We start from the raw sequence: 16,549 nt of genomic DNA on the forward strand, positions 1-16,549 counted from the left end.
TGTTAACGCGTTTTTTGGCTTGTACTATCTGCTTTTGAGTTAGTATCTTTTGCCGGCGTTTGGTCATTGCTTGAATTGTCGTCAGTTGCTGAACTGTCGTCCTTCTTGTTGTCTTTATTCTTGTCGGCGTCTTTCGCCTTATCCTTGTCTTTCGGATCTTCCTTCTTCACAACCGGCGCATAGCCCTGGTTAGCAATAGCGGCCGCTCCCGGTGGAACCGTAAAGTCGGATGCCGGAATATCCATATCTTGTAGGGCTTCACTCATAAAGTCACGCCAAATGACAGCTGGAACGGTACCACCGGTGATTTCATTCAATGTTTCCACACCGTAGTCGTCACCCATCCATACAGCGGCTACCAAATCAGGCGTATAGCCTACAAACCAAGCATCTTTCGATTCATCCGTAGTACCTGTTTTACCTGCCGCAGGACGTCCAATATTAGCGCCGCCACCGGTACCGCCGGTAATAACGGATTGTAACATATTCGTAATTACATAAGCATCTTTTGCATCAACTACACGTTTTTCTTCCGTGCTGTTTTCTTCAACCACCTGTCCGTTGCGGTCTACAATCTTTGTAATGGCCACCGGATTTACTTTTACACCGCCGTTAGCCAATGTACCGTATGCCACCGCCATATCAATCGGTTTAACACCTTGTGTCAAACCGCCCAAGGCGGCCGCCAAGTTGTTATCGTTCGGATCGCCGGTTGCTACCAACGTAGTGATACCCATATCAGTGGCCAAGTTGAGTACTTTACGCATACCCACTTTATCTGCCAACTGAACGGCAATTGTATTTACAGAGTGTTGCAATGCATAACGCAATGTCATATTACCGGAATACGTTCCTTCATAGTTCTTAGGACTCCAACCGTTAAAGTCGATTTTCTTATCTTCCATAACAGTACCCGGCGTCATACCGTCCTGAATAGCCGCCAAGTAAACGAATGGTTTAAAGGCCGAACCAGGCTGGCGTTCCGCCATAACGGCACGGTTGAAGGAGTCATCGCCGCGGCCGCCCACCATGGCTACAATGTAACCGTTGTGCGGATTAATAGCGATTAAAGCACCCTGTGGCTGATGTAAGCCGTTGGCATCCTGATAGAATGTAGGCAAGTTCTGCATAGCTTTAACAGCTGCGTCCTGCGCCTTCATATCAATAGTTGTGTAAATTTTCAAGCCATCTTTGTAAATAGCGTCATCGCCATATTTTTCAGCTACCTGACCGATTACATAATCGATAAAGTAGGAAGCGTTATTGTCGCTATGTGCTGTATCAGCTTTGTCGCGAAGGCCTAAATCGGCGTTTTTCGCTTCATCCGCTGTAGCCTGGCTGATGTAATCGTATTTAACCATCTGGTTCAATACAGTCGCCTGACGGGCTTTAGCGGCCTTCAAATTGTTGAATGGCGAATAGTAGTTAGGACTCTGTGGCAAGCCGGCTAAAATAGCGCACTGTGCCAAGTCCAAATCTTGAACATTCTTGCCGAAATATACGTGAGCCGCCGCCTGAACGCCATAAGCACCCTGGCCGAAATAAATCTGGTTCATGTACATTTCTAAGATTTCCTGCTTCGTATAGTGTTGTTCAATACGAAGCGCCAGCATGGCTTCCATAATTTTACGTTTTAACGTACGGTCCTGTGTAAGGAACGCATTACGGGCCAACTGCTGCGTAATAGTACTGCCCCCTTCAGCTACACCGTCATGAGCGATATTTACCCAGATAGCACGTAAAATACCTATAGGGTCAACGCCGTGGTGGCTGTAGAAACGGTTATCTTCTGTAGCGATGAATGCATTCTGCAAGTTCTTCGGTACTTCAGATAATTTTACAGGCAGACGATTTTCCGCCGCATGTACAGTTGTCAGCAAATTACCATGCACATCATAGATCTGGGAAGATGCTGCCGGTTTTACATTGGCAACTTCCGGTAAATCCGACATGGTGGCTCCAATGAAACCACAGCCGGCACCGGCCACAATTAATATAAATAAAGTAATTATAATCCAAAGGAAGCGCCTGAAAGCGGACTTCTTTTTCGATTGTGGCTTACCGGATATATTTGATTTTGTTTGTCGTCCTCGATTGGACGAACTGCGTAAGCTCATACGACACCTCTCATTATATTCAAAAACGTCATACACCGCTTATTATAAGCCTTTTTTGGCTATTTTGTCTACTTTTGAGGCTTCGGACTATTTTAAGTATACAATCGTGGCCCCTGCACCGCCTTCATCATAACCGGCAATCTCGAAACGGCTGATGTGAGGTAATGTTTTTAAATACTGATGAATACCGGCTCTCAGCGCTCCTGTACCCTTGCCATGTACAATGCGCACCGGCGAAATCCCGGCCATAATGGCCTGATCAACAAAATGTCCTACATTCTGATTGGCCTCATCCACTGTCTGCCCGATCACATTGAGTTCCGTCGTCGCATGTTTCTGTCGTTCCACGGCGGAGCCCCCTGCCCGCTTGCGCGGTTTCGGCTGCACAGCCTCCTGCTTGCGGCGCAAGTTATTCACTTCTTCGCGACTGGCCAAGGCCAAATCGGCCACCTTCACATTGGCTGTAAGACCATTTACTTCAACCTGAATACGTTTCCCCTGAATGGCTCGGACCGTACCGGTTGCATTCAAGCTAGTAACAAATACAGTTTGTCCTTCTTTCAGTTCTTCTGGTTTTACAGGTTCCCGTTTTTCAAATTCAATGTCAGGCACATTAACGCCGGACACCTGCTTACGTGCATTCGTAATCGCCTGCTGACGTTTATCTTTGTCATTTTCAGAGAACTGATTCTTCAACTGCTTGATAATCTGTTCGCTCTCTACGCGAATCGACTGCTTCATATTCTGCGCTTCTTCTTGTGCCTTTGTTAAAATCTGCTTGCGACGGTCATTGATTTTCTTCTTTTCCCGTTCCACATAGGTTCTGGTGCGGCGTGCTTCTTCCAATTCTTTCTTCAGCTTCCGCTCCCGTTCCTGGTTGCGGCGCAACTGTTCATTCAGGTCACTGAGAACTTGTTCCATATCGCTGTTGGCGGCCCCTTCACGTTGCTGTTTTGCATAATCAACAACTTCGCGAGGCAATCCCAGGCGAGCCGCAATACTAAACGCATGGCTGCTACCGGCTACGCCGATATGCAAACGATAGGTTGGACGCAAAGTCCGTTCATCGAATTCCACATGGCCGTTTTCAATGCCTTCCGTATGGTACGCGTAGTTTTTCAACTCATTGTAATGCGTACTTACCATCATGAGAGGACCTCGCTTACGGAAATATTCCAAGATGGCCACGGCCAAGGCGCTGCCTTCTTCCGGATCAGTACCGGATCCCAATTCATCGAGGAGTACTAAGTCTTTAGGGCCTGCGGCTTTTAAGATACTTACTACTTGAGTCATATGGGCGGAGAATGTACTGAGGCTCGCTTCAATGCTCTGTTCATCCCCAATATCGGCATAAATATTGTTGAAAATAGGAAGAATGGAACCCGAATCGGCAGGAATGCATAAACCGGCCTGATTCATGAGGCTCAACAGGCCTAATGTTTTCATCGCTACGGTCTTACCGCCTGTATTCGAGCCGGTAATGAGCAGTATTTTATAGTCTTTGCCCAATATAATCGTCGTAGGCACTACTGCATTTGGCGGAATCAACGGATGGCGTGCATTTAAGAGCTTCACTTCCCGGCCGCCGCTGAGCTCTGCCGGATTGGCCTTCATTTTCAACGCCAAAGCCGCTTTACCGTAAACAAATTCCACATGGGATACGCATTCGCAGGCGTCCATGAGCGAATTACTTTCTTTGCGCACCGCCAAGGACAAATCCTTATAAATGCGGCGCACTTCTTCTTCCTCCGCCATCATGGCTTCCTGCAGATCGTTATTTAAGTTCACCAGGCGCATCGGTTCAATATAGAGCGTAGCACCGGTGGACGAACGGTCGTGAATCAGACCTTCGAAGGCATAGCGATATTCCTGTTTAACCGGAATTACGTAGCGGTTATTACGTTGCGTTACCAATGCTTCCTGGAAGTATTTCTGGTTATCCGGATTGTGTAAAATTTCCTGAATATCGTTTTTAATACGGTCCTTCGTCTTCGAAATGGTGGACCGTAAGTTCTGCAACTTCGGCGTTGCAGAATCCATCAAATTACCTTTTTTATCAAAAATTCGTTCAAATCGGCGTTCCAGGCCGTCATGACGGGGCATGTCCTGGATCCACAACGACAATAACGGATAATTCATATACTTTGTCGTGAAGAACTGGTACATGCGCTTATAAGCGCCAATTGTCACATATATGTCCCACAACTCGTCATGAGTGAGGACAATTTCCTTGCGGCTCTTCGAGCAGGCTTCGCGAATATCGCGGGTACCGCTCAATGGTTGTTCGATTTCCTGCTGCCACGAATGAAGGGCTTCCACAGTTTCATCCAACGCCGTCTTTATGTCTACACCATTTGTTAGAGGCTCCAATTCCATTGCGAGCTCTTTGGCAATCTTAGACGAGCAGTGCTCTGCTAGGCGTTCACGAATGACAAAGAAATCTAACAATTGTAAACTGTTATTCATATATTACTGATTTCCTCCTTATAGGATGGCTTATCCACTGAAGATAAGCATATATAAACTTTTTAAAAAATTCCTTTAAAATAATGTCCTCTGGTGATTGGCAGATTCTCATTCTTTGGCGGTACCGGTGCGCTTCCATCCAAAATGTTCACATAGGCGCTCACAGTATCCTTAATCCATTCTTTACTCTGCTGACGTCCGTCAATAATCCACACACCAATAGGCCAGCGTTTTAATTCCGGCACATAAGCGCGCATGTCCAGCATGCGGCTGTTCATAATATGCATACGGCAATACGGATCGGTGCGCAATGGGAATAATTCGCCAAAGCGATCGCGCAAGGCGTAATTATCTTTCAAACAAGGGGCCGGACAATTTGCTTTTTCCCCGGTTCCGGCAAAGCTGCTGATAGCACAGTACTCGGAGATCATCAATTCCGTTAAACCGTGAACAACAGCAGCAATGGATATAGAGGACTGTTTGGCAATCTGTCCGATTTGCTTCAAGGTCAATTCCTGAGACAATACAACTTCACTGAGTCCCAGTTCAGCCATCTGAGTTACGGATTCCGTATTGAAGAGTTGCAAGCTGCTTTCCCCTTCAACAGGCCCCTTATAGCCCAATTCAGCTAACCATTCCAGGGCTCCCAGGAAGTGAATGCCGATGGCACCAGGCTGCGCGTCCATAATCTGTTTGAGCGTTTCCTTATATCGATCGGCTTCCTGCTCCTTCACCACGCGCGGTGTGCTGAGTGTACAAACGACACCGGCCTCGTTGCAAAGTGCAACCACATCCTTATACACTTGAGGTTCGTAAGGTCTTCTTTGCAAGCGATCCCCACCGAAGATAATCTTAGTTGCACCGCTTTCAATGGCCGGCTTTACCTGCCAAAGCTCATCCAGTTGAGCCGCTATAACAGGCAATGAGTTAGAGCCCTGCTTAGCGTTAGCTGTGTGCTCAAAATCAGATGCTTGATTAAATTTAGATACTTGCTTAGCATTACCGAACTGCAAAGTCAACGGTAACGGTGTTTTTTCTGTATATAAAGCAATTTTATGTTCAATGCGTTCCAATGTATCTTGCATTGCATTAACATGGCGTTCGATTAATGCGTCTTCCAAACGACTCACCATGTGGCGACGCATTTGGTTCAACACGCTGGACGGCCACATATACGGTCCGTCAGGAATATAAAGGGAATCCAGTTCAAATACGGTAGTTCCCAAACGGCCGATTTGTTCAGCGACTTTTTCCTGAGATGTAGGCGTTTTACGGGCAGTCTGCAATGTATAGTCTTCCGCCTCTACCGTTACGGTAATCGTTTCGTCCGCCGTCACATTGAGTAAGGCGGTTAACGTCGGTACAGCACCTTCCTGGCCGTCTAAATACACGTTGATTTTGTACTTCCGTTCAAAATCCTGCAGATTATCCCAAACCGTAGTTTTCGGGCCTCCTTCGGCCGGTCCGATACGTTTGCCCCGATTGCCCGGAGCCACCGCCGTAATCATCTGACGACTCATCGTATTATCTAAATAGTCCGTTGAGAAACCGCGATTAAATCCGGCTTTCAAGTGTTCCTGATCGCCCTTCACCGTCTTACCGGCCCGGTCGATAATTTGACGATACGTGCCGATAACTTCCTTTACATAGGACGCTTTTTTCATACGTCCTTCTACCTTAAAGGAAGCCACGCCTGCCGCTAAGAGCTCCGCCATGTGTTCACTGTAGTTCAAATCCTTCGGACTCATAATATACATTTCATCCGCCGCATTTACCACTTCTTTGCCATCTTTCAACAATTCATATGGCAAACGGCAAGGTTGCGCACAGGCACCGCGGTTACCGCTGCGGCCGCCGATAAAGCTGCTCATGAGGCACTGGCCGGAGTAGCATACGCAGAGTGCGCCGTGTACGAAGACTTCAATCTCCGCTTCCGCGTGTTTACAAATATATTCAATTTCAGAGAGGCTCATTTCACGAGCCAATACAACACGGGTGAAACCCATGCGCTCCAAAAACTTAACTGTCCCTAAATTAGTGGCGGTCAGCTGTGTACTGCCGTGCAGATGCAATTTTGGCGCCACCTGTTTTGCCAAACGGGCTACGGCCAAATCCTGCACAATAATGGCGTCAACGCCGATTCGTTCCAAGTCTTGTAAATAAGCACTTAATTCTTTTAACTCCGCATCACCGATCAGAATGTTGACGGTTACGAACACGGACACGCCCAACACGTGTGCCAAATGTACGGCTTCACGTAAATTATCTATATCAAAATTGGCTGCACTTGCGCGCGCATTGAACGCCTTGCCGCCTAAATATATAGCATCAGCCCCTGCTTCCAGGGCAGCTATAAAGTTTTCCGCCGTTCCTGCGGGTGCCAATAATTCCATGTGCCCTCCTTAAGGGTGCAAATACAATCAGTCACTCCGTTTCAATAACGCAGTGATGAGAGAAATTATATCAATCCGCCTTCTGTCATAAACGATATAAATCATATCATAATCACAGGGCTTATATTAAATTATATCATATTCTCCTAAATAACAAACGCATTAATATAAGAAGCGCGGAGAGTCAATTACATCAATAAAGACTGCGGGCATTTTCGCCCGCAGTCTTTGCATACTTTATAAAAATATTTTCTTATGAGATTACGCTTAACGTAATTTGCAGCCCATTTCATTCAATGTAGCTAAAATTTCGTCGATAGCCGGCTGGATATCTTCGTCAGTCAATGTACCGTCATTGCTGCGGAAGGATAAATTGTACGCCAAGCTGCGGAATCCTTTTTCAATGTGTTCCCCTTCGTACACGTCGAATACGAATGCGCGTTCCAGGAACTGGCCGCCTTTTTCGTAAATAACGCGACTGATAGCTTCGGAGGAAACTGTATTAGGAGCCACGATAGCAAGGTCACGCGCAGTACCAGGGAATTTACTGATTCCTTCGTACTGCAACTGACCGCGTGTTAAGCCTAAAATAGCGGTTACGTCGATTTCGAAGACATATACTTTGCCGCTCAAGTCGTAGTTTTTAACAACTTGTGGATGAAGTTCACCTAATGTGGCAATTACTTGGCCATCTACTACATATTGAGCGCTTACGCCGGGATGGTAGTAAGGTTCAGTAGTTTCTTCGATGGTTGCTTCCACGCGAAGTGCGCTGAGCACTGCTTCAACCACGCCTTTTACATCGTAGAAGTCAGTTACACGCTGTGCTTCGCCCCACTGCATATCATTTACATGACCTGTCATGAGACCGCAAACGGCTTGTTTTTCTACAGGCAATTCGGTCACAGGCAAGCTCTTTGGATGATAGGTAGCCGCTGTTTCGAACAACCACAAGTCGTGGTTCTTCTGCGCCAAGTTGCGTACTGCTGTATCGAGCATGCTAGGCAACAAGGACGTGCGCATTACAGGGAAATCTTCAGTGATTGGATTTAAAATTGGCACGGCCACATAACGGCTGTCAGTGGAAGGCAATAATAATTTTTCCAAGCTCTGCGGATGCATGAAGCTGAAGCTGATCACTTCACTGAGGCCTTGTGTTACCAACGCATTGCGGATTGCTTTAATAACCTGTTTCTTTTCACTAATTGTACCACTGGACAAGTTAGCCCAAGGTGTAGTGGACGGAATGAAATCATAGCCGTAAATACGGGCCACTTCTTCCGCAATGTCAGGCATAGCGGTCACGTCATTGCGCCAGGATGGAACGTCAACGGTAATGGTTTCACCGTCTTTATGCCAACCGAAGGATAAGGTTGTTAAAATTTCTTCCATGCGGGATTCTTCAATAGCTGTTCCCAAGTATTTATTGATAGCTTCTGCTGTAAAGCTTACAGTGCGCGCATTTACAGGTGCAGGATATACGTCAATTACGCCGGTATGAACAACTACATTCTCATCCAACTCTTTCAACAACTGTGCTGCACGGTCCAATGCTTTCGCCGTATATTCCACGTTGATACCGCGTTCAAAACGGCCGGACGCTTCACTGCGCATACCCAATGCACGAGCGGTACGGCGGATGGACGCAGGTTTAAATACAGCCGCTTCAATAGCGATAGTCGTTGTCTTTTCAGACACTTCGCTGTCAAGGCCGCCCATAACACCGGCTACGCCTACAGGGCCTTTAGCATCAGCAATAACGATCATGTCTTCCGTTAATTCACGATCGGTGCCGTCCAATGTTTTAATGACTTCACCGGCTTTAGCTGCGCGGGCAGTTAAAGAATGACCGGCCAATTGATCGTAATCGTATGTATGCATTGGCTGACCGTATTCAAGCATTACATAGTTGGCAACGTCAACTACATTGTTGATTGGACGAATGCCGCAGTTGCGCAAACGGTTCTGCAACCACAATGGAGATGGTTTTACCGTAAGATTGGAAACGATACGGCCCATGAAACGCTGGCAAAGTTCAGCATCATCAATGGCGATGGTCAATTCATCGGCCACATTGGCGCCGGTTTCTTCTACGGAAACAGCCGGTTCTTTAGAGGCTTCGCCGGTCATAACCGCGAACTCACGGCTCAAGCCGATCATGGAGAAACAGTCTGCACGGTTCGGAGTCAATTCGAATTCGTACACAGTGTCATTTAACATCAATGCGTCGCGAATGTCTAAGCCGATAGGCGTTCCTTCAGGCAAGATGTAAATGCCTTCCGCTTCACCGGGTACCACTAAATCTTTAGGAATACCCAATTCCGCTACGGAGCAGAACATGCCTTCGGAGACTTCGCCGCGCAATTTACCTTTTTTAATTTCTGTACCGTCCGCTAAACGGGATTTGTGGTACGCCACAGGCACGACCTGACCGACAGCTACGTTAGTAGCGGCTGTTACGATCTGTTTCGTAATTTCTTCCTGTGTTTTATCGTCCAGGCAAGCTACCTGGCAAACCTGTAATTTATCTGCATCAGGGTGTTTTGTAATTTCTACAATTTTACCTGTGTAAATCTTTTTTAAGCCCGGATCCACGGAAATTACTTCTTCCACCGGAATCCCTGCTTTAGTCAATGTGTCCGCCAATTCCTGAGCAGGTTTTGTTGTATCAACAGGCACATAGTCCTTCATCCATGTTAAACTAGCTTTCATCCTTACTACCTCCTAAAACTGCTTCAAGAAACGAACGTCATCTTCGTAGAACAAGCGCAAGTCGCCAATTCCGTAGAGCAACATGGCAATACGTTCAACGCCCATGCCGAACGCAAAGCCCTGTACTTCATCAGGATTGTAACCGTTAATGCGCAATACTTCCGGATGAACCATACCGCAACCTAAGATTTCCAACCAACCGGTATGGGAGCAAACGCGGCAGCCTTCACCGTGACACATGCAGCAGGAAATATCAACTTCCGCACTTGGTTCCGTGAACGGGAAGAAGCTTGTACGGAAACGAACTTTCGTATCTTCGCCGAATACGTGGCGCAAGAACACTTCCAAGGTGCCTTTTAAGTCTGCAAAGGTGATGCCTTTGTCGACTACGAGGCCTTCTACCTGGTGGAATACAGGCGAATGTGTTGCGTCATAGTCCCAGCGATATACTTTGCCCGGTGCAATCATGCGTACAGGGCTATTAGGTTCCTGACTCTGCAAGGTACGAGCCTGTACCGGAGATGTATGGGTACGAAGTAAAATATTTTCAGTAATGTAGAAGGAGTCCTGCATATCGCGAGCCGGATGGTCTGCAGGCAAGTTCAAGCATTCGAAGTTAAAATGATCGCTTTCAATTTCAGGACCTTCCGCAACGGTGTAGCCCATTTTCATAAAGAAAGTTTCAATCATTTCATTAACAGCCGTTAAAGGATGTACGTGGCCCTGGCGTTTGCTGCGGCCCGGTAATGTAATATCGATTTTTTCAGCACTCAGTTTGGCAGCCAATTCTTTCGCTTCCAACTGTTTCTGCACGTCGTCCATCAAAGCTTCCAATTCTTGACGAACAGTGTTCACCAACGCGCCCATGCGAGGACGTTCTTCCGGTGATAATTTGCCCAACCCTTTTAACAGTGCGGTGAGCTCACCTTTTTTACCTAAATACTTAACGCGTACTTCCTGCAGTTTTGGCAATGCATCAACATCGCTAATCAATGCCTTGGCCTGCTCTTTTAATGCCTGTAATGTCTCTTCCATGCCATTAGCCTCCTAATAAAAATAAACCTCCGCCCCGGCAAGGGGCGAAGGTTCTATAAACTCGCGGTACCACCCTAATTAGTACTCAAACGCCTTAACGCGGCTACACGATGAATCTACTGTTAATTCAATCCATGACTCCAAAAGGAAAAGCACTTTCTATCTAATTTACGAAGCTCACACCATCACTTCGCTCTCTGAAAAATTACGTATAGAATGCCGATTTTATCATCGCCATATTCAGTAATTTACGCTAACTGATTAGCTATTACTGTATGAAATTGTACATGCACGAAGCAACATTTGTATGTTCCATGCACCTATTGCATAGTATACCAAGTCTTTTTTGCCTTGTCAAAAGAAAAGTGGGCAGAAACAGTTATTTTACTGTATTCTTACTTTTCCTCCGTCCAAGGCAGGTCAGGCAGTTCAAATTCCCCGATAACGAAGAACGTACCGCTCCCCATGTATAAGAGTTGCCCCTTCTCATCGTAAATTCGATTGGTGAGAACCATAGTACTGCGTCCGTTATGCTCCACCTGCGCTTCACCATAAAGCACATTGCCCAAAGCGGTTGTTTTGATGAAGTTCCCCTTCAATTCGAGAGTAACTACTTTTTTACGCAGTGAAAAACAGGATACGCCCATAAGTATGTCGGAGAACGTAGCATATACACCGCCGTGAATAGCCCCTTTAAAATTAACATGACGCTGCGGATTCGTGGTAAACTCCATCTTCACATGACCCGGTTCGGCATGTGTCATCACGTAATCATGGGACCAGTCGAATGTATTCGTTTCCCTCATATTGTTGAAAAAATCCAGCATTGTACGCATCTCTTTTGGCATAAAAGCACCTCCGGACTCACGTAATACACAAAACAGTAGATGTAATTCCCATCAAATAATTGTAAAACATCTGTGATGAATATAAAGCAAATAAACAAGTATATAAGTAGGACTCGCGCACGAGTCGCGAGCCCTTCAAGTTGTCTTATTCGTAATGCAATGCATCGATCGGGTTCAACTTAGCCGCTTTACGCGCCGGGTAGAGCCCGAAGATTAAACCGATGGCCATGGAGAATCCGAAGGATAAGAGAATCGGTCCCATGGATATAACGGTCTTCATGCTTGTAAGCGCCGCTATGGCCTTTGAAGCGCCGATGCCGAGGACAATACCGATGGCACCGCCCACCAAGCTGATTACGACCGCTTCGATGAGGAACTGCATAACGATGGTTCGATACGTAGCCCCCAACGCCTTACGTACACCGATTTCTCGCGTACGTTCTGTAACGGACACGAGCATGATGTTCATGATGCCGATACCGCCAACAACTAAGGAAATCGCCGCTACGGATCCGAGGAACATTGTCATGGTCGCCGTAGTTTCTTCCATGGTTGCCATGATGGTCGCCATGTTACGTACGTTGAAATCATCCAATTCAGGATTTTTTATATTATGACGTACGCGCAAAATATTTTCCACGTCCGTTTGCAAACGGTTCAAGTCCTGACCGTCTTTACCTTTAATATAAATCATGCGCAAGTAGTCAACGCCTTGCAAACGTTCCATACCGGTTGTATACGGAATGAACACAATATCGTCCTGGTCATTACCGAAGCTGCCGGAGCCCTTCGCATTAAGTACGCCGATAATTTTATACGGATTGTTCTTAATACGAATATCTTTACCTACCGGATCTTCGTCGCCAAACAAGTTTGTCGCAACCGTATTACCGATAACGGCTACACGTTCGCGTCGTTCCACTTGAGCGTCCGTAATAAAACGACCGGATTTAACGGACCAGTTATTAATATCCTGGAAGTTGGAGCTTACGCCCTGCACGGAAGTAGTCCAGTTTTTGTTCGTATAAATTACAACATAACTGTTGCCGGCCGATACAGGCGATACCAGGTCAACACCGTCAAGATGGGAAATGGCTGTATAGTCAGCTAACTTCAGTGTTTTCTGCGAGTCAGCTGTCGGTCTTACGCCCGGAGTACGAGGCGCACCCGGATATACCATGAGCAAGTTACTGCCCAAGCTGGAGATGGAGTCCTGAATCTGACTGCGCACACCATAACCGATGGATACGAGCGCAATTACGGCTGCTACGCCGATAATGATGCCCAACATGGTGAGCAGCGAGCGCATTTTATTGGCCACAATGGACGACCAGGCCATCAAAAATCCTTCTTTATACATGGCCGGACCCTCCTTGTTCGTTTATTGAGTTATTTTCTGTAGTTACAGCGCGAGCTTTTAACCCTGCCATATTCGGATTTTGTCTATCTTCCACGATGAGACCGTCACGCAATACAATATTGCGGCTTGCATAGGTGGCAATGTCCGGTTCATGGGTAACCAGAATAATGGTACGTCCTTCTTTATACAGGTTCGTGAAAATATCCATTACGTCCACGCTGGACTTGGAGTCCAAGTTCCCTGTCGGTTCGTCCGCCATGATAATGGACGGATCGTTCGCCAACGCACGAGCGATGGCTACACGCTGTCTTTGACCGCCGGATAATTCCGCAGGTAAATGGTCTAAGCGATCGCCCAGACCCAAAGCGGTGAGCAGCTCCGCCGCCCGTTCTTTGCGCTCCTGTTTTTTCACGCCCGCATAAACCATCGGTAACGCCACATTGTCCTGCGCTGTCAATTTAGGCAGCAGGTTAAAACTTTGGAATACGAATCCGATACGCTTGTTGCGCACGAAAGCCAATTCGTCATCATTTAACGTAGCCACTTCTTCGCCGTCAAGTTTATACGAGCCGGATGTAGGTCGGTCAAGACAACCTAAAATGTTCATAAAGGTGGATTTACCGGACCCGGACGGACCCATGATAGAAGTAAACTCCCCTTCGTAAATGGAAAGGTCAATGCCGTGCAATACGGGTACGACAAGCTTTCCGTTTACATATGTTTTAGTGATACCTTCCAAGGTAATTACGGCTTCTTTCATAGTTACCGCCTCCTAAAACATAGGACCGCCTGACGATGCTTTCTTCGTACTTGTACTTACATCGCCACTCACTACAATTTCGTCGCCTTCGTTCAAACCTTTAGTAATCTGAATAGTAGTATCACCGGTAATACCTGTAGTAACGCTGGTTCTTTCAGGTTGACCGTTTTTAATTACATATACGTATTCGCCCACTTTATCTGTACGTACTGCGGCCAATGGAACAACTAATACATTAGTCTGTTCATCGCCGTAAATCGTAGCACGTGCCGTCATAGTTGGGAAGAAGTCGGATGCTTCAGAGCTAGGGATAGCAACCTTCACTGTGTAATACACAACAGTGGAGCTGGTTGTCCCCATGTTACCTTTTGTACCTAAGGAAATGTCGCTTACAGTACCGGTATAGGTTTTACCCGGATGGGCGTCAACAGTGAACTCTACTTTGGCCCCTTTTCTAATGCTGCCAATATCTGTTTCGTCCACAGTGAGGTAAATTTCCAAATTGCTCAAATCGGCCACAGTGGCGATGATCATCTGCGTGGAAATACCTGTACTGATTGTTTGGCCCACTTTCAATGGTGTACCGATAACAGTACCGTCCATTGGTGAAGTAATTGTGGAATCATTTAAAACAGCTTCCGACTTGTTGTATGCCGCTAATGCTTTTTCATAAGCTTCACGGGCATTGTCATAGGCTTGTTGTGAAATTGCGCCTTGAGATAACAACACTTCGTAACGGTCTAAGTTGACCTTTGTTGTATCCAAGGAAGCCTTTGCATCATCCACTGCAGCCTGCAACTGACGTGAGTCGATAGTAGCAATAACTTGCCCTTTTGTTACATGTTGGTTTTCTTTTACAAGCACAGATTCGAGCATCCCCGCTACGTTTGTAGAAATATCTACATAGTTAACCGGGTTGATGGTCCCTGTTGCTGTAATAATTGTGGAAATGTTACCGCGCTCTACCTTCCCCGTAGTATAGCTCTGCTGCACAGTGCTATGGGATGATTTATAGTAGTACGCGCCAACTCCGATAAGGATTAATATGACTGCTATAATCCCCCAAAATTTACGATTTCGCCACATTCTCTTAACTCCTTTACTGTCTCTATTGCCGGTTATATCAATATGGCAAATTATAGATTTTTACGATGAGTTCTTCATGAAAATCATTCTTAAATCATCGATTATTTTCTATATATCGAATGATTCTTAAAAATATTTTGAAAATTCCCAAACATTTAACTATACATCAAGTACCTAAAAGCTCTAAATACCTTAAAAGACGTACCGGACCTAACACTTATCTTGCCAATACGGAAATCAGCTTGTACTGTGCTTCGCTGATTGGGTAACGAAGTTCTTTCGCTTTTTCGTATGGAACGGCTTCAATACCGCAATCCATTACGCCGATTAAACAATCCACTACGCCCGCTTTCAACGAATCAATGGCTTTTTCCCCCATAAGGGCCGCCATAGTAGCATCTTTGGCAGATGGTGCACCACCGCGTTGCAAATACCCCAATACGGTAACACTTGGAGAAATTGGCAAATTCTTTTTAATATACGCACACACTTCAAAGCTGCGGTACGCCCCTTCGGCTACCATGATAATACTGTTGGTCTTGCCCGCTTTGTTGGACGCTTCCAAATGACGACATACATCATCTAATTCCATCGGTTTTTCAGGGATTAACACCATTTCGGCACCACAAGCCAGACCGGCCTGCACAGCCAAATGACCGGCATGACGTCCCATTACCTCAACAATAGCAACGCGATCATGAGCCGTCGATGTATCGCGGATTTTACCAACTGCGTCAACAATCGTATTCAACGCAGTGTCGAAACCAATAGTATATTGAGTGCCGCACATATCGTTGTCGATAGTTCCCGGAATGGTAATCGTTGGAATGCCCAGCTTCGAAATGGCCATAGCACCCGCCATGGATCCGTCCCCGCCGATAACCAATAAGGCGTCAATATTGTGCTCTTTTAAAATAGCCACCGCTTTTTTCTGGTTCTCCGGCTCTCTAAATTCCGGACAACGGGCCGTTTTCAACATTGTGCCGCCTTTATTAAGAATAGCACCTACGTCGCGACGATTAAGGAGCTCAAGCTCCCCCTGCAACAAACCTTCATAACCGCGCCGTACACCGTACACATTATAGCCTTCGTAAATCCCTTTACGTACCAATGCACGCACGGCCGCATTCATTCCCGGTGCATCACCGCCACTAGTTAGTATCGCCAGATTTTTCACGCCTTTTCCCTCCTGTTAAAGGACGTCGTTTCTTAAATAAAACACCCTCTGCTTCAATTGCTTCATGTATTCGTTCTATTAAATCTTCCGTCCTGCCATATGTAGTATCAATTACTAAGTCACACTTCTTGTATAGTGGTTTCCAGATACGAATCATAGATTCCACGAAAACGCCTACATTCTCATAATCCATCGTAGGTCGTTTGCCGATGCGACGATTAACTCGTTTTACGATGCGGTGATTCGCCGCCCGAATTCCTACAATATATGCATAACGCTGCAAATAGCGTAAAGTACGCACATCGATAGGAAAAATACCGCCCACAGAAATCACTGACTCATGGTACAAACACACTTTCTTAAGTATTTCTCGCTCAGCGGCACGAAATAATTTCTCTCCTAACTTTTCATAGATTTGTGCAATCGGAAGATTATAGCGACGCTCCAACAACCGGTCCGTATCGACGAATTGCCATCCTTTGACCTCCGCCAAATTGCGCCCCAAGTGGCTCTTACCACTGCCCATTGTGCCAATTAATATTATATTTCTTTTCATCTTCTATCCCGCCTAATACCTGCTTTGATTTCTTATCTT

11 protein-coding genes are annotated in these 16,549 nt (G+C 46.2%); all 11 read right to left on the minus strand.

From position 1 onward, the window contains the following. Nucleotides 1-2: 2 nt before the first annotated feature. The 11 genes from KHZ77_RS06855 to KHZ77_RS06905 all read right to left on the minus strand — a co-directional run bounded on the left by KHZ77_RS06855 (nucleotide 3) and on the right by KHZ77_RS06905 (nucleotide 16,510). Complete coding sequence (locus tag KHZ77_RS06855; RefSeq protein ID WP_295197123.1) at nucleotides 3-2,117, minus strand: transglycosylase domain-containing protein; 2,115 nt, start codon at nucleotides 2,115-2,117, stop codon at nucleotides 3-5. An 87-nt stretch (nucleotides 2,118-2,204) separates the two neighbouring features. Continuing rightward, nucleotides 2,205-4,583, minus strand: coding sequence for an endonuclease MutS2 (locus KHZ77_RS06860; protein ID WP_295197126.1), 2,379 nt, complete (start codon nucleotides 4,581-4,583; stop codon nucleotides 2,205-2,207). Nucleotides 4,584-4,645: 62 nt separating this feature from the next. Further along, nucleotides 4,646-6,976: a U32 family peptidase gene (locus KHZ77_RS06865; RefSeq protein ID WP_295197128.1), complete on the minus strand. Its 2,331-nt coding sequence runs from the start codon at nucleotides 6,974-6,976 to the stop codon at nucleotides 4,646-4,648. A gap of 267 nt (nucleotides 6,977-7,243) precedes the next feature. Then, entirely contained in the window at nucleotides 7,244-9,688 is a 2,445-nt protein-coding gene (gene pheT, locus KHZ77_RS06870) for a phenylalanine--tRNA ligase subunit beta (protein ID WP_295197130.1), read from the minus strand. Between the two features lie 12 nt (nucleotides 9,689-9,700). Next, nucleotides 9,701-10,723, minus strand: a complete 1,023-nt coding sequence (gene pheS / locus KHZ77_RS06875) for a phenylalanine--tRNA ligase subunit alpha (RefSeq protein WP_295197132.1) — start codon at nucleotides 10,721-10,723, stop codon at nucleotides 9,701-9,703. 395 nt (nucleotides 10,724-11,118) lie between these two features. Next, nucleotides 11,119-11,571: a PaaI family thioesterase gene (locus KHZ77_RS06880; protein ID WP_295197135.1), complete on the minus strand. Its 453-nt coding sequence runs from the start codon at nucleotides 11,569-11,571 to the stop codon at nucleotides 11,119-11,121. A 145-nt stretch (nucleotides 11,572-11,716) separates the two neighbouring features. Further along, the gene (locus KHZ77_RS06885; protein ID WP_295197138.1) at nucleotides 11,717-12,931 is read right to left on the minus strand and encodes an ABC transporter permease; all 1,215 of its coding nucleotides are present in this window, start codon (nucleotides 12,929-12,931) and stop codon (nucleotides 11,717-11,719) included. Continuing rightward, a complete protein-coding gene (locus tag KHZ77_RS06890; RefSeq protein ID WP_295197140.1) occupies nucleotides 12,924-13,691 on the minus strand; it encodes an ABC transporter ATP-binding protein in 768 nt (255 codons plus the stop codon). Before KHZ77_RS06890 ends, KHZ77_RS06885 begins: the two co-directional genes overlap by 8 nt. A 12-nt stretch (nucleotides 13,692-13,703) precedes the next feature. Continuing rightward, nucleotides 13,704-14,777 carry an efflux RND transporter periplasmic adaptor subunit gene (locus KHZ77_RS06895; RefSeq protein WP_295197143.1) on the minus strand — a complete coding sequence of 358 codons (1,074 nt, stop codon included), beginning with the start codon at nucleotides 14,775-14,777 and terminating at the stop codon, nucleotides 13,704-13,706. A 217-nt stretch (nucleotides 14,778-14,994) separates the two neighbouring features. Beyond that, the gene (locus KHZ77_RS06900) at nucleotides 14,995-15,909 is read right to left on the minus strand and encodes an ATP-dependent 6-phosphofructokinase (protein WP_295197269.1); all 915 of its coding nucleotides are present in this window, start codon (nucleotides 15,907-15,909) and stop codon (nucleotides 14,995-14,997) included. A 19-nt stretch (nucleotides 15,910-15,928) separates the two neighbouring features. Next, on the minus strand, nucleotides 15,929-16,510 hold the full coding sequence (locus tag KHZ77_RS06905; RefSeq protein WP_295197146.1) for a shikimate kinase: 582 nt from the start codon (nucleotides 16,508-16,510) through the stop codon (nucleotides 15,929-15,931). Nucleotides 16,511-16,549 lie beyond the last annotated feature (39 nt).

Origin of the sequence: Veillonella sp. (genome assembly GCF_018364065.1) — a bacterium.
In the GTDB taxonomy this organism is placed as follows: domain Bacteria; phylum Bacillota; class Negativicutes; order Veillonellales; family Veillonellaceae; genus Veillonella_A.